The following is a 15,378-nucleotide window of genomic DNA, read 5'->3' as shown; positions in this document are numbered from 1 at the left end:
CTGTCGTTTATTCAGAAAGCGAGAGACGTATATCGATGTCTTCGCGCTGCGATTCTCTGAAAGGCAATCTTCGCGCGCATCGTTCATTTGAATGAAACGCCGTCAATCCCCCGTTTCGAAGGGCACGATTTGGTACGTCGTTGTGGGAAGCTGACACCAGCCCGCTAGAGGCTTGCCGGCGTATGCGTCGGTCAGAAGGAAACCGGATTCCCTGGGGAGGAAAGCATGCTACGAGACGATCTTATCGGCGACCTCTATGAGGCTGCGCTACAGCACGACGGTTTTCTTGAAGTGTTTCAAACAGTTGTCGAAGCGCTGGGGGCAAGCGGATTCCACATGTTCAGTTGGGACTCGGAACGCAACGCTCCCCATCTGTCCGCCTACACGTCGAACCGAGAGTGGGATTCAGTCGTGGCGCTTTATGACCAGTACTATGGCGCGCTGGATCCACGACGCGACGTGGTCGCAAAATCCGCTATCGGCCAATTCCAGTTTTGCCAGGATTACCTTAGCGAAGCGGATGTCGCGCGAAGCGAGTTTTACCAGGACTTCCATATTCCGACAGGCTTCCGCTATTTGGCCGGTGCGCGCCTGGCGCGGCCCGGCTCGGATGACATCCTGCTTGGCTTGTTGCGGACGAACGATCGACCGGCCTATACAGACAATGAGCGCCACGGTATCCGCAGTATGGCTATCCACCTGCAGCGCGCAATCAACCTCTGGCAGGACGCCAGCGTGCTGCATCGTGATGCAGCAGTCGGGTCGGAACTGATGGCCCAGTTGGGCGTTGCAGTGCTGGCCCTCGATGACGATTTAAAACTTGTATTCGCCAACAAATCGGCGGAAGCATTGTTACGCGCTACAACCTCTTTAAAACTCAGTCATGGGAAACTGTCGGCAACCGTCGCAGCCGAGAACGTGAGGTTGCAGGCGGCGTTGACCCATACCGTCAGATCGCGCCAGGGGGAAAACGTAGCGCTGCGTCCGGCACCGGGCCTGCCGCCGGAAGTTTTTCTGGGCATCAGCCGCCTGTCGGGGCCTGCTACGCGCATGGCGCTGGGTCATGCAAAAATTCTCGTGACGGTCAGGCGCAGGGGTACTGTGCCAATGGTTCGCGCCAGGCAGTTGCAGCAGGCATTCGGGCTGACCGCGGCAGAGGCGGCTGTCGGCGAAGCGTTAATCGGCGGCAAGACGCCCGACGAGTATGCGATTGCTGCCGGCGTATCCGTCGCGACTGTTCGGACCCAGTTACGCGCAATCTTCGAGAAAACCTGCTCGCGTTCGCAAGCAGAAGCTGTCGGTGCCATGCTCCATCTTCCACCGCAACTCCCCTGAACTTCGCGAATCCCTGGCGCCTGTCGGCTCGATGCCGGAATTTGCCAAAACCCATGGGCGGGGGACTTGCCGGTCAGGGGGCAGTTCCTTCGGACAGCAACTCGGTCTTCAACGCCGTCGACCGGATCCAGCCCGCGAAGGCGTCAATGGCCGCCTGCCTTGGATGATGCGCGGTGGCCACCAGGTAGAAGCCATAGCCTGGCAGGGATAGTGGATGCGCCTTGACCAGCGTGCCCATGCGCAATTCATTGCCGACCACCACATCGCTGCATATTGCGATGCCCTGCCCGGCAATCACTGCGTCAATGGCATGCAGTTCCTCGCGAAAGCTCAGGCCGCATTTCACGGAGAGGTTCATCAACATCGGATCGATCATGCCCGCGGTAGCGAGCCATTTGTGCCACGTGGGGGCATCCGGATCCCGGTTCATCCAGTCGAAATGGATCAGCGGAAAGCGCAGCAGATCCGCGGCGTGTTGAACGGGCCCGCCATTCGTGGCAAGCACTTCCGGCCGGCAGATGGGAAAAAAGGTGTCCCGGCAAATCTCCTGCACGACATGATCGGGCGGCGAAGTTCGCGCGTAGCGGATCGCGATATCGCACTGCCCCGCCCGCAGGTCCAGGACGGCATCGGTGCCGATGATTTCCAGCGCAATCCCCGGGTGCAATGCACGCCACTCGGGGAGTCGGGGCACCAGCCATCGGCTGGCGAACGCGTTCGAGCTTGTCACCCGCAGCGGCGGTTGATGGTCGGTCGCCGCAATCGATGCCACGGCACTCGCCAGTGCATCGAAGCCATTGCGCAGCGCCGGAAATAGCTGCGCGCCTGCACCAGTCAGGGCCAGTGGGCGGGGGCGCCGCTGGAACAGCTGCTGGCCGCACGTTTCCTCCAGCAACCGGATCTGATGGCTGATGGCAGTCGGCGTCACACCGAGTTCTGCCGCTGCAGCCTTGAAGCTCCGGTGCCGGGCCGCGGCCTCGAAAGCGTGTAGCGAACGTAGGGGTGGCAGTTTGCGCATGAACTGAGTGTAGGTGAGCAGAGCTCATCTGCCAGATGAGTTCTTAGAGCTTGCTTCGTTTGCTGCCAGCATCAAGCATGTAGGCGGAAGCCGCGGTGCAGACGTCGCCGTGCGGGATATGGAAAGGGGGCAGCATGGATACGCATCTCATCCCTCGGCGTGCCAACAGCGGGCCGGAGCAAGCCGGCTCGAGCATGGAGCGATTTCGCCAGAGTTTGACCGGCGAAGCGGTCCTGCGCGGAGAGGACGGCTACGACAAGGCACGCCAGGTCTGGAACGGCGCAATCGACAAGCGACCGGCGATGATCGTGTACTGCGCCGACGCCGCGGATGTCAGCCGCGCCGTGACGTTTGCCCGGTCAGCCGGCTATCAGATGGCCGTGCGCAGCGGAGGCCATAACGTAGCCGGCCTGTCCGTCTGCGACGACGGCATCGTGATCGATCTGGCGCGCCTGAAACGGATCGAAATCGATCCGGTACGCCGCATTGCGCGTGCGGGTGCAGGCCTGACGCTGGGCGAATTCGACAGTGCGACCCAATCGCACGGGCTGGCGACGACGATGGGCGTCAACAGCGATACGGGCATCGCCGGGCTGACGCTTGGCGGCGGCTTCGGCAAGCTGGGCCGCAAGCATGGGCTCGCCTGCGACAACCTGATCGCGGCCGAGATCGTGCTGGCCGATGGCCGCATGCTCAGGGCCAGTGCCACCGAGAACGCGGACCTGTTATGGGGCCTTCGCGGCGGCGGCGGAAACTTCGGCATCGTGACGGCATTCGAGTACCGGCTTCATCCTGTCGGGCCAAAGCTTCTGACGGGATCCGTGCTGCATCGGTACGACGAGGCACGAGATGCCCTGCGCTTCCACCACGCGTTTGCGAGCCAGGCGCCGGACGAACTCAGCGTCGACGCAGCCCTGGTGACCACGCCATCCGGCGAACGTTTTTTGAGCCTCTCGGCCTGCTATGTCGGACCGATTCCCGAAGGCGAACACGTGCTCGCGCCGCTCAGGGACTATGGAACCCCGGCCGAATGCCGGTTTGAGGCGGTCCCTTACCTGCAGATCCAGAGCGCCGGCGATGCCATCTTTCCCCGCGGGCGCCGCTACTACTGGAAGGCACAGTTTCTGCGCGAGCTCACGGATCCAGCCATCGATGCGCTGCTAGACGCCTACGCAAACGCACCTGGCGGCGGCATGTCACTGCTGGTTTTGCAGCAGGTCGGCGGTGCGATCGCTCGGGTGGCGAGGACTGAGACAGCCTACGTCAATCGCGATGCGCTCTACGACTGCTTCCCGATCTCGATCTGGGACGACCCGGAAGACGATGACGCGCATGTACGGTGGGCGCGTGAAACCTGGGACGCGATCCGGCCGTTTTCGACGGGTGGCGTCTATGCGAACAATCTGGGCGAGGAGGGAGAGGACAGGGTACGGGCCGCCTATGGCGAAAACTATCAACGGCTCGTCGAAATCAAGAACAAATACGACCCAGACAATGTCTTCCGTCTGAACCAGAATATTCGGCCGGGCCCGGTAGCTTGAAGCAGTCTCTGCCTCACCAGGGAGAGAACCCTACAACCCGGGCGCGGCGCCGCTCAAGCCGTCGCGCTTGTCCTTCGGAAATTGACACTGCATTCGCTGGGCGGTGTGTGCTCCGCTGTCATGCCATCGAGGGCGATCGTTTTCCGGGTGCTTTGTCGAGCGCCGCGAGTTTCCGAGCCGATCTACTGCTGGTGGCCGCGGAGCTGATACGCATGTTTTGCCACGTAACTGCTACTCGTTTTAGAACGCGAGTCAGGCCATAGTTCGCCACTCAGATCCCCGTTTGAAAACGACCTCATGCGATTTCTGCAACGCTGCATGGCACGAATACGTCGGCTGCAACCCGTTTGCGGCGAGCATCTTGACATCGCGGAGACCGTCGCCCTTACGGCGTGCATGGCTGGTTTGCTCGCGGCCAGCCTGATCCGATCTCGCGATGCCATCGTGCTGGTGATCGCGGTATCGGCCTGCTGCGCAGCTGTGTACGCGGGTTACGCTCTTCGCCCCAAAGCAAGATTGCATCGAGCGGCGTGCATCGGTCTTCGCCGCGGGGAGTTCCACGTCGTCTACCAGCCCATCGTCGACATGCGCACGCAGCATTGCGTCGGCATGGAAGCCCTGCTCCGGTGGAATCATCCAAAGTTCGGAGCCGGGGGCACGGCGGAATTCATCGCAGAGCTCGAAGGCACCCGCCTGATCGGTGCGTTGAGCTGTTTCGTGCTGCGCGAAGTGAAGAGTGCACTGACCCATCTGCCGCTTCCTCAGCACTGGCATATATCGGTCAATATCTGCGCGCGGCATTTGAGGGAAGACCGCTTTGTTGAGAATATCTGCGAGGCCGCCGGTCCGGTGCTGGAACGCCTTGTGCTGGAACTCACCGAGCGCGCCTGCGTGGAGCGCACACCGCGGGTGGTCGCGGCGCTCAGCCGCATAAGCCAACACGGCGTACGACTGTCGCTCGACGATTTCGGCACGGGCTTCAGCAATTTCGACTTACTCGCGGACTTTCGATTCGATTACGTCAAGGTGGATCGACGATTTCTGGCGATACGCGGCGAAGCGCGAATCCAATTCTTGAAAGCGGTAGCCGCATTGGCGCATGCACTGGGAGCGAAAGTGGTTGCGGAGGGCGTCGAGTCTGCTGCGGAAGACGATGTGGTACAGCGCTCCGGAATCGACCTCGCGCAGGGATACTGGTATGGGAAGCCGATGACGTTCGATCAGATCCGGGCGTCCGCGTGGGCAACGGCGCCGATCAATGTGGACGAGCAGGACCGGACAGTTTAGTGCTGCAACGTGTTTCGTCCGCGCATAGGGCGCCCAGTGTCGCGACTGCTTTATCAAGCCGCGCCGACCACGGATATCCATAATTCACACGCACATGGTTGCGAAAGCCGCCGTCCGCAGAGAAGATGGGCCCGGGTGCAATACTGATGCCACTGCCGAGCGCAGCCAGGAAGAACTGAATCGCGTCTACGTAATCCGGAAGCGTCACCCACGTGAAATAGCCGCCGCTGGACTTGGTCGCCATCGTATCGGCCGGGAAGTATCGGCTGATTGCGTCCAGCATCTGCGATTGCTGTTGCGCCAGTTCACGACGTAGCTTGTGCAGGAAACGTTCATAGCCGCCATGCTCAAGATAGTCAGCAATGGCGCGCTGCGCGGGCATGCTGGCCGATAACGTGGTCATCCATTTCGCGCGCTCCAGCCTGTCCGCGAACCTTCCCGCTGCCGCCCAGCCGATACGATATCCAGGCGCCAGACACTTCGAGAACGAACCACAATGGATGACAAGGCCGTTCCGATCGAAGAATTTCGCAGGGCGCACCGGATGCGGACCAAAATGCAGCTCACTGTAAACGTCGTCCTCGATGAGCGGCACGTCATGTTTGGCGAGCAAATCGACTAACGCCTGCTTGCCCGAATCGCTCAGCGTTGCCCCGGTCGGATTGTGGAACGAGGTCATGAACCAGCAGGCGCGCACCTCATATTGCTGTAGCGCACGCGCCAGCGCATCCAGATCATGACCCTTCACCGGGTCGACAGAAATCTCCACGACATTCAGCCGTAGACGCTCGATAGCCTGCAGCGCTGCATAGAACGTCGGCTTTTCGATCACGATCACATCACCGGGAGCGGTCAGCAACTGCGCGCTGAGCGTCATGGCTTCGAGTGCACCGCTCGTGATGACGATCTCGTCGACGGGGATTGTCATTCCCGCCATCAGGTAACGCAGTGAAATCTGCCGGCGCAATCCTTCATATCCCGGAGGCAGGCCGTCCACCATGCTGGCCACGCACGCCGTACGATTGACCGTCGCACACGACTTTCCGATGCGCGCTATCGGCAGCAGCGCGGGGCTTAGGAACGCTGAGCCAAGGGGCACCGTCTCGGGTTGCCTGACCGTCTTGAGTACCTCAAAGACAAGGTCGCTGACATTGACGTTCTTCGGGTCGACGCGGGGCGGGGCAGCGGGACTCGCTTGCGGTACTTCTAAAGGGCCCGGAGACACGAAATAGCCCGAACGTGGGCGCGCCCTGATCACGCCCCTGTTTTCGAGCAGGTAGTAAGCGCGAAATACCGTCGCAGGGCTCACGCCCCACGCCTTGCACGCCGTGCGAACCGAAGGAATGCGCGCGCCTGGCGCCAGATCACCGCGCTTGATGAGCTCGGTGAGCTGGTCGGCTAACCGCTCGTACCGTTTCATCGCGTACTCCTCGCAGGTCACGCCCTTGCTATCGGATCAGCGGCGCCGCTCACCCGTCCACATTTAGAAGATAGCCGCTTTCCCATCTGATACGGCTTTTCTTTTTCTTTCTGCTTCTATTAGGTAGGCACACACACAGGCAAAGTGCGACGCAGTCCGGCTGTACTGGTTCCGAAGCCTGGCCTGCATATAACGGGTTCAATCGATAACAATTCTCGGGGCGGCCTTTGCGGCGGTCCGTACCCACATTTTTCGGGGTGCCAGAGTCCATGGGTCTGGAAATATATAGGCCGGTAGCGGCGGAAAGCTCCGCGGGCACCATCACCGCGCGTATTTCGGCATTCATACTCCTACTACTCATCTGGCTGGGCTTCGCCATATGGGCCGGATGGGACAGGGGTAGCGAATTACGCCGGATCCAGGTCGATGCCGACCGTCTTGCCTATACCCTTGGCCAGCACGTCGAGCGCACACTGTCCGATGCGGACCAACTGACCTCCCTGGTAGGCGGCGCTGTCATCGAACGCGGTCCGGACTTGCCGCTCGCCGAATGGACCCGAAACGGTCATCTCAGTGCCGAGCCCTTCCTTCAGACCGAGATCCTGGACGAAAGCGGCGTCGTCAGGTCATCGACCAATCCGACCTTCGAAGCCATCGACGCAGGCGATCGCGACTATTTCCGCGTCCATGCCAACAATCCCAGGTCCACCTTGTTTGTCAGCAAGCCGCGGCGGGAGCGTAATTCGGGGCGCTGGGTAGTCCTGCTTTCCAAGGGAATCGTCGCGCCGACTGGCCGTTTCCTGGGCGTCGTCGTGGTGTCGCTGGACCCAATCTCACTGACCAATATCTCCAAAAGCATCACCTATCTGGGCACCCAGGGTGCAGTCGGTCTATTGGGTACCAATGACTTTATCTACAGGGTGCGCTGGAGTGGCGCGGCTTACGACCCCGGCCAGGCGGTGGCGGCGAGTTCCGTAACGCGACGAGCCGTTGTAGCCGCCGCCCACGCCGACGCGCTGGAGAGCACCCAGCTGGACGACGTCGAGCGCATTTATGGCGTGCAAAGACTGTCGAAAGGAGACCTGGCGGTTGTGGTCAGGTACAACCGGCATGAAGCGCTAGCGATGTACCGCGGCAGGCTGATAGTCGTCGCTTGCATCGCAAGCCTGGCATCCGCACTGATCATCTTCCTCCAGATGGGCCAGGCAAAGTCAATCATGACGATGGTGAAGGCGGCGAAGCGTGCCGCAGTGGTCAGCCGCAGGCTACGGGAAAGGAATCAGCACCTGCATGCGCTGTTCTTTGCCGTGCCAGGCGGCGTCGCCATTTTCAACAAGGATCGCCTGGTGGAAGACACCAACGGCGGGCTGTGCGACATCCTGGGCGTTTCGCCCGGTGACTTGCGCGGCGCCCCGTCACAACGATTCGTCGACCTTCTGTACCGCGGCCAACGTCCCACGCGGGACTCAGCCACGCCGTCCGAACTGCTGGCGGAGATCGACCGGATCGCAGCCTCCCACGACTTCAGCAGTCTTATCGAGTTCGATATAGCGGATGCCTCCAGCTATGCGATCCGCGTAGTGCATACCAGCGACGGCGCAGGCTGCGTGGTGTCTGTCTGCGACGTCAGCGCAATGCGGCGAGAGGAACGGGCGAGGTCCCATTTCATCGATACCGTGGAAGCCGAAAACAAGGTGGCGATCGCAAATATCGTCGGATATGCCGACCTTCTCGCCGCCGATCTGATCCCCCCGGAAAAACGCCTTGGCATCTGTCGCACGATGCGTTCGCAAGCCCAGCGCATCAGCCAGTTCGCTTCCAATCATCTTCAACTGACGCGCCTGGAAACCTTGGGTGCATCCGAGATGACCTCTCGCCGGGTGGATCTCGCAGCGCTCGTGCGCGATGTTATTGAGGAAGGACGTATGAACGGCAATGGAGTGACTCTGGAGGGCGCGCGAGGGCCAGTCTGGGTGATGGGCGACTCTGCCTCACTCGCCAGCGTGATACGGCATCTGCTCGAGAACGCTGTGAAATACGGCCTGGGAAATGACGTCAACGTGTCGGTCGCCAGAGCAACGGATGAAAGCGGCAACGCCGTGCTGAAGGTGACCGACCGAGGCATGGGAATCAAAGTCGACGAACTCAGGCTCGTGTGCGACAAGTTCTTCCGCGGCAAGCACCAGGATGGGACGGCCGGCGATGGTCTGGGCCTCGCGCTCGTGCGCGAAATTGTGCTGCTGCATCGCGGCAATATTTCTCTTGAAAGCGAGGTCGGCACAGGCACCACGGTGACGGCGCACCTTCCGGCGGTGGTATGACTCGCCAGCCTGCGGGGCTGGTGCATCGCAAACTGAGCCGCAGCAGGGCTGCGAAGGCTTCTACCAAAGCCTGCGCAAGACGCGGAGGGAGATCCCGCGCAAGCGGCATCGCCCTCGAACCCTTTTTTCAGACGTGCGCCGGTTTTTGCTCCTCCTCTGCCGGGCTCGCCGTCTGCGCATCGGCGGATGACTTCTGCACGCGCACCGCATTCGCGCCCGAGTCGTAGGTGATGGTCACCTTGTCGCCATCACGCACATCGCCCCGCAGCAGTGCATCGGCAAGTTTCGATTCCACTTCGGCGCGAATCTTGCGCTTGAGCATCCGCGCGCCGAACTCGGGGTCATAGCCAATCTCCGCCAGATGATTGCGCAGCGAATCGTCGAACGACAACTCGATGTTCTGCCCAGCCACGGTGCGCCGCACACGCTCCAGTTGCAAATCCACGATGCTGCGGATCTGCGCCTTGCCGAGCGCATGAAACACCACCACCTCATCCACCCGGTTCAGGAATTCTGGCCTGAAGTGATGCCGCAGAACCTCCATCAGACGGTCGCGCAGCTCAGGGTAGTCGAGTTGCGTCTTGTCGGCGCGCATATTATCCTGAATCATCTGTGAACCGATATTGCTGGTCGCGATGATGATGGTGTTCGTGAAATCCACGAGACGCCCTTTGCCGTCGGTGAGACGGCCTTCGTCGAAGAGCTGCAGCAGGATGTTGTGCACCTCGGAATGTGCTTTCTCGATTTCGTCGAGCAGGACGATGCAATATGGGCGGCGACGCACCCGCTCGGTCAACTGCCCTCCTTCCTCATAGCCGACATAGCCCGGAGGCGAGCCCACCAGGCGCGCCACCGTATGCCGCTCCGAGTATTCGCTCATGTCGATGCGCACCAGCGCGTTTTCGTCGCCGAACACCGCAGCGGCGAGCGCTTTGGCGAGTTCGGTCTTGCCCACACCGGTTGGGCCGAGAAAGAGGAAGCTTGCGGTCGGCTTGCCGCCTTCGGTGAGACCGGCACGTGAGAGCCGAACCGCCTGCGCGACGGCGCGGACCGCCTCGTCCTGGCCGACCACACGCTCCCTCAGGCGATCTTCCAGGCTCAGCAACTTCTCGCGGTCTTCTGCGGTGAGTTCGGACACCGGCACGCCAGTGAGCGCCGCCACGACCTGCGCGATGTCCTCAGCCGTGACCTCTTGCGAACTGGTCCCGCGTTCCTTCTTCCACGCTTCGGTCGCCTCATCAAGTCGCTTCTGCTCGGAGACGATCTTGGATTCCAGTTCCTTTGCCTTGTCGAACTGCTTGGCCGAGCTTGCCGCGTCCTGTTCCTGGCGCGTGCGACGGATGGACGCCTCGATATCGTGCAGTTGCGTCGGCCGCGAGTTCGATGAGATGCGCACGCGGGCGGCTGCCTGGTCGAGCAGGTCGATGGCCTTGTCCGGCAGGAATCGCGCGGCAATATAGCGGTCCGACAACTTCGCCGCGGCCGCGATCGCCCCCTCGGTGATCTTCACCTTATGGTGCGCTTCAAGGCGGTCGCGCAAGCCGCGCAGGATCTCGATGGTTTCCGCGACGCTTGGCTCGGGCACGTTGACGGGCTGGAAGCGCCGTTCGAGCGCCGAGTCCTTCTCGATGTACTTCTGGTATTCGTTGAGCGTCGTGGCGCCCACGAGATGCAGTTCGCCGCGCGCCAGCGCGGGCTTGAAGACGTTGCCGATATCGAGCCCGCCTTCGCCGCCACCCTGGCCGGCACCGACGATCGTATGCAGTTCGTCGATGAAAACGATCAGCCGGTCCTGGTTCTCGACGATCTCGTCAAGCACCTGCTTCAACCGTTCCTCGAACTCGCCCCGATACTTTGCGCCCGCCACCACGCTGTTGATATTCAATTCGACGACGCGCTTGCCGCGCAGCACCTCTGGCACCTGGTCCTGGACGATGCGCTGCGCAAGTCCCTCGACGATTGCCGTCTTGCCAACGCCCGGTTCGCCGATCAGCACCGGATTGTTCTTGCGCCGTCGGGCAAGAACCTCGATAGTCGTTTCGATTTCCTTGTCGCGGCCGATCACCGGATCGAGCTTGCCGCGCCGCGCGAGTTCGCTGAGATCGCGCGCGTACTTGTCGAGCGTTGGCGTGGTGGAGCGCCCCTCGACGGTGCCTTCCTCGGCACCCTTGCCGACCACCTTGACGGTCTTCTGCCGGAGCGCATGCGACGATAGCCCGTACTTGCGCAGCAACTCGCCTGCGAAGCCGTCTTCCTCTTCGACGAGCCCGATCAGGATATGCTCGGGTCCCACGTAGCTGTGGCCAAGCTCCCGCGACGCGGTGAGCGCGTTCTCTAGCGCGCTCTTTGCGCGCGGCGATACGCCGATGCGTTCGTCGTCTGTCTTTTCGCTACGCGTGCCACGCGGCGCATTCTTATCGACATCCTTCTTGATCTCTTCGGGATCCAGCTTGAATTCGCGCAGGATCTCCTGCACCACGTTGTTATCGGCGAGTGCGAGCAGCAGGTGCTCTGTATCGACTTCAGACTTGCCGAACTCGACCGCCTTTTGCGCGGCTGCCTGCAATCGGTCCAGGCCGCTCTCACTCAGGAACGTCTGCAGGTCGACAGCTTCGCGCGCACGGCGATGCCGGCGCGGCCGGCCGCCCGGCGAGCCCGCGCGAGTACCCATACCAGCGCCGCCGTTGCCGCCTTCCCCTGCACTCGCGCGCGGCTCCTCCGCCTGGCCGAGTGCATGCCAGCCGCCGCGCCTACCTTCCATCGGCGGCCACATATCGTCGAAGAGACTTTCAAAGAGACCGCCGTGAAAAAGCGACTCAAGCGGAGAGAGGCTGCGCTGGTTGCGTGCCATGAACTGCACATAGTGCTCGTTGCACAGCGTCAGCTGACGACGCTGGCCGTTCTCAGTGATCGTGATCTGCGAAGTCGCCGGTTTTCCGCAAACGCTGCAAGTTGCCATGATGTGCTCCGTTGGAGAGGCGGTGGAGTTTGAAAGCGAGGAGTTGTACGTGAGTGGTGAAAAAATGCCCGCCCTGCGCGCAGCAGCGCACCGGTTGATCATCGACGCGCGCGCACGGCATGGAGCGATGGCGCCGAGCGCATCGCGCTACGGGATCTCGATGCGCCGCGTCGCCCAAGGATCATTGGCCGGCGTGCCGCGATGTCGCAGCCCGCTGTCAGCTCTTGGCATATTCGAACTCCGGCAGCTTCTTCAGCGCTTCCTTGCTTGCACCCGGGAGGACGGCCTTCGGTGCCATTTGCTTGAAATGCTGAACGGGGATGGCGACACGATGCGTCGCCATTCCAAGAAAGCCACCCACATCGATAATTGCGGCCGAGAGCGTGCCATCCGGTGCGATGATCAGGTCATCAACCTTGCCGATCTTTTCGTTCTTGTCGTTGTAGACATCGGTGTGGATCATCTTCGATGCGCGCCAGCCTGTTGCAACGACTTGGGCTTCGGTGACGGTGACGCCAAGTGTCGCCTTGCCCGCGATAGGCACATCCTGCGCGATGGCGCTAATGGCCACCAGGCCACCAGCGCATAGCGCGAGCACAAACGACGACAGCCTGGCGGCCGAGATGAGGTGAGTCTTCATGGTGTTCTCCGACATACGCAACGTGATAGGTGCACGCCGGACGCACAATGCGTTCACGCGTGCAGCAGCGCGTTCTGCCTGTCGCGAAGGACGGGCCGCCAGTTCCGCGCGTCGAGCCCGAGGCGCGCGCAGATGGTTATGGCGCGAGTATCGTCAAGCATATGTCCGGCAGACGCGCGCTTCTTTCGGGTTCCTGCCCAGAGGTGTCGGATTCCTGCGCGTGTTGGTCACTCACGGATCGAGCCGCGAGCGCGTTACCGGATCGTGGGGTGGTGATGCGCGAGGCGGAACGCACGGGGCGTACAGCCTGCATAGCGATGAAACACCTCGGTGAAGTGCTGCTGAGTCTGAAAGCCTGCGCGTGCCGCGACATCGATCAGCGGAAGACTTCCTTCGAGAAGCATCAACTGCGCAAATTTCAACCGCTTGGTCGTCACGTAGAAGTGTGGCGCAAGCCCCGTCGCATTCTTGAAAGCATGCGCAAAATGCGAGGGGCTCATATGTAGAAGCGCAGCGAGGTGTTCCACCTGGATGTTTTCCGCAATGTGTTCGTGAATGAAAAGTTCCACGACACTCAGCTTGCTCTGGGAGAGACTGGTACCGGCCTCGCGCGTGTCGGCGTTGCGTCCGTAGCGGCACGCGAGATGAAGTGAGATGACGTCGGCGAACGCCGCGAAGCACATGGGGTCGGGGCCTATGTTGGAGTGCAAAGTGATAAGGATGTCGGCCGCTTCCCGTAGGAAAGGATCCCACGCCGTGAACCAGCACGGGATGTCGCAGGTCCCGTTGCCGAGTGCCTTGCGAGCGGCTTCCCTCAGCGTAGGCGAATGCAGCGCAAGGACGAGGCCGCGTGGATCGTCATTGTCGACTTCAATGCGAGCCCACGCCGGCACGATTGCGATGAACGGCGCGCTGACGCTGATATGGTGATCCGGCCGCTCGCTGCCTCCGACTGTGCTCGCATGCGCGGTGGTCCTGTCCGCCGGTATCACACACAAGATCCATTGCGCCGACTTTTCGGCGCAGTCCGTGCAGAACGCACCGATCGAGTGACAGTGGAGACACCGCGATTCTGAGGGACGAGACATTTGCGCTATGGGGAGCGTTTGCCAAGAAGACGGATCGATCTTGCTGCATCGAAACGAATTCTAGTGGTCCATGTCCGTCGGTGTTAGAAATGTTTTTTTTCATGCATAAACCCGGGCCGCCTTGTCACACGCCCGACTCACGATCGCGCGTGGCGCGCTCTGCAATTGCGGCATCGACGGGATCATCGCGCTGCCGCATCAGCCAGTAAACACTACCGAGCGCAACCAGGCCAGCCGCAAGTGCGGCGATGTGAGCGGGGTCCGTGGCGGGATCGAGGATGATGAACTTGCGCGCTATCGCAAGCATCGCCACGAGGATCACAGTCTTGACTTGCACAATGTGATCTCGCCTGAGCATGACGCGGATAATCGAATGCTTGAACTCCATTGCGATCAACAGCGTCATCACCATGCCAAAGACCGCCTGGAAGACCGCATGATCAAGGGGATCGAACGCCCCGGACAGCAACAGCACGACGACCGCCCGGATCAACTGCCAAAGCGATACCAGGACGACCACCGAAATCACGATGCTCAGGATATGGGCGATGACCTGCTCGAAGCGCTCATAGAAAGTCAGCATGCTCCATTGCGGCCGAATCTTGTCGAGGTTCAAGGAAATGGGTAGCTCTCATTTGCTCATCGATTGAAAAAGACGGCCAACCCCGCACGAACGCCTCTTACCAGACACTCACGATTTGCGCGTCCCGCCCGTCATCCTTCCCCGCAGGCTGTGCGCCAGCATCTCGCGCCCGGAACCGAGGCACCACATGCGTGCCAAGTTCTTCCACCACCTCGGCCGCACTTCGGCGGCCGTATTTCAGATTCAAAATGACGTGGTCAACGCCAATCTCCTGCAGCGCATCGAGCAAGTCAATGAGATGGCGCCTGCCTAGCTTGTATCCCAAGTGAATTGGCGATGCTGCTGTGGACGGCGATGCGTCGAGGTCGATATACAGCGACTGTAAGAACGGCTTGTACTCGGTCCCGGATTGCACGATAACTTCTTGTCTCCATTTTTCTACGAACGATCGCTGCAGATGAGGAGGACGGGGATAGGTGATCCACCCGCAGCTATGTTTTGCGATCCAATCGAGCGATTGGCGACTGTGTCCGGTCACAAAGAGCGGAATCTCGTTTGTCGTCGGCTTTGGAATGAGGTCGGCACCGATGAGCTCTCCGTCACTCCATCTGACATGCGCAAAGCTCGTGCGCTGAACCCATCGGATCACCTCCACCCTTTCGCGGAAAATCTCCCCGCGCCTTTCCGGATCGATGTTGAACGCTGGAAATTCGACCGGACGATCGCCGGAGGCGACTCCCAGTAGCAGACGGCCATGACTCAGTTGATCGACGCTCGCCGCTGCTTTGGCAGTATGCAAGGGGTTGCGCAACGGCAGCGCGATCGAGGCCGTGCCAAGCGCGATTTTCGAAGTGTGGGCGGCCATAAATCCCATATAGACCCACGGATCGAACACCTGGCCGACGTCGCCAAAGCTTGGATCTCTCAGCGGCACATCACGGAACCATAATGCTGAAAAACCTAACGCCTCGGCGCGCTTTGCAAGTGTTACCTGGTTCTGCATGGTCGGCCGATCTCCCTCGAAAGCTTCAATGGGAAAGAACAATCCCAAGCTAAGAGAGCCGGACGAAAATGTGTGCTCAAATGCCCTGTGCCGCTGGTAAGGAACAGTACTAGGTTGGTACATCTGCATGCCCCCCTTCTGTTTCATGCCCTTCCCTAGCCAGCAGCCCGCACGTCACAGCCG

11 protein-coding genes are annotated in these 15,378 nt (G+C 61.0%); 4 read left to right on the top strand and 7 right to left on the bottom strand.

Going from position 1 to position 15,378, the window contains the following annotated elements; all coding sequences use genetic code 11:
* Positions 1–225: 225 nt before the first annotated feature.
* The gene (locus F7R19_RS18500) at positions 226–1,335 is read left to right on the top strand and encodes a helix-turn-helix transcriptional regulator (RefSeq protein WP_150981563.1); all 1,110 of its coding nucleotides are present in this window, start codon (positions 226–228) and stop codon (positions 1,333–1,335) included.
* A 73-nt stretch (positions 1,336–1,408) separates the two neighbouring features.
* Here F7R19_RS18500 and F7R19_RS18495 read toward each other — a convergent pair whose 3' ends face one another.
* Positions 1,409–2,353 (bottom strand): LysR substrate-binding domain-containing protein, encoded by a 945-nt coding sequence (locus tag F7R19_RS18495; protein WP_061957380.1) that lies wholly within the window; start codon positions 2,351–2,353, stop codon positions 1,409–1,411.
* A 134-nt stretch (positions 2,354–2,487) separates the two neighbouring features.
* On the opposite strand from F7R19_RS18495, the gene F7R19_RS18490 reads away from it, so the two are divergent.
* The gene (locus F7R19_RS18490; protein ID WP_223506027.1) at positions 2,488–3,894 is read left to right on the top strand and encodes an FAD-binding oxidoreductase; all 1,407 of its coding nucleotides are present in this window, start codon (positions 2,488–2,490) and stop codon (positions 3,892–3,894) included.
* Between the two features lie 297 nt (positions 3,895–4,191).
* Positions 4,192–5,181 (top strand): EAL domain-containing protein, encoded by a 990-nt coding sequence (locus F7R19_RS18485; protein ID WP_223506025.1) that lies wholly within the window; start codon positions 4,192–4,194, stop codon positions 5,179–5,181.
* Here the strand turns inward: F7R19_RS18485 and F7R19_RS18480 are convergent.
* Entirely contained in the window at positions 5,150–6,601 is a 1,452-nt protein-coding gene (locus F7R19_RS18480; protein ID WP_150981562.1) for an aminotransferase-like domain-containing protein, read from the bottom strand. The genes F7R19_RS18485 and F7R19_RS18480 overlap by 32 nt on opposite strands.
* A gap of 269 nt (positions 6,602–6,870) precedes the next feature.
* Here F7R19_RS18480 and F7R19_RS18475 point away from each other — a divergent pair, with 269 nt between their 5' ends.
* On the top strand, positions 6,871–8,922 hold the full coding sequence (locus F7R19_RS18475; RefSeq protein ID WP_150981561.1) for an ATP-binding protein: 2,052 nt from the start codon (positions 6,871–6,873) through the stop codon (positions 8,920–8,922).
* Positions 8,923–9,049: 127 nt separating this feature from the next.
* On the opposite strand, the gene F7R19_RS18470 is transcribed toward F7R19_RS18475, so the two are convergent.
* From F7R19_RS18470 to F7R19_RS18450, 5 genes are all read right to left on the bottom strand, one after another.
* Positions 9,050–11,881 (bottom strand): ATP-dependent Clp protease ATP-binding subunit, encoded by a 2,832-nt coding sequence (locus F7R19_RS18470; RefSeq protein WP_150981588.1) that lies wholly within the window; start codon positions 11,879–11,881, stop codon positions 9,050–9,052.
* Positions 11,882–12,098: 217 nt separating this feature from the next.
* Complete coding sequence (locus F7R19_RS18465; RefSeq protein WP_223506024.1) at positions 12,099–12,536, bottom strand: PRC-barrel domain-containing protein; 438 nt, start codon at positions 12,534–12,536, stop codon at positions 12,099–12,101.
* 239 nt (positions 12,537–12,775) lie between these two features.
* Positions 12,776–13,513, bottom strand: coding sequence for a helix-turn-helix transcriptional regulator (locus tag F7R19_RS18460; protein WP_223506022.1), 738 nt, complete (start codon positions 13,511–13,513; stop codon positions 12,776–12,778).
* Between the two features lie 220 nt (positions 13,514–13,733).
* A complete protein-coding gene (locus tag F7R19_RS18455; protein ID WP_061957405.1) occupies positions 13,734–14,192 on the bottom strand; it encodes a phosphate-starvation-inducible PsiE family protein in 459 nt (152 codons plus the stop codon).
* 97 nt (positions 14,193–14,289) lie between these two features.
* Entirely contained in the window at positions 14,290–15,318 is a 1,029-nt protein-coding gene (locus tag F7R19_RS18450) for an LLM class oxidoreductase (RefSeq protein ID WP_150981587.1), read from the bottom strand.
* Between the last annotated feature and the right edge of the window lie 60 nt (positions 15,319–15,378).

It is taken from the genome of Cupriavidus pauculus (genome assembly GCF_008801835.1).
GTDB classification, from domain to species: Bacteria; Pseudomonadota; Gammaproteobacteria; order Burkholderiales; family Burkholderiaceae; genus Cupriavidus; species Cupriavidus pauculus.
The sequence above is the reverse complement of the archived record's forward strand: the minus strand, read 5'-3'. Positions and strand labels throughout refer to the sequence as shown.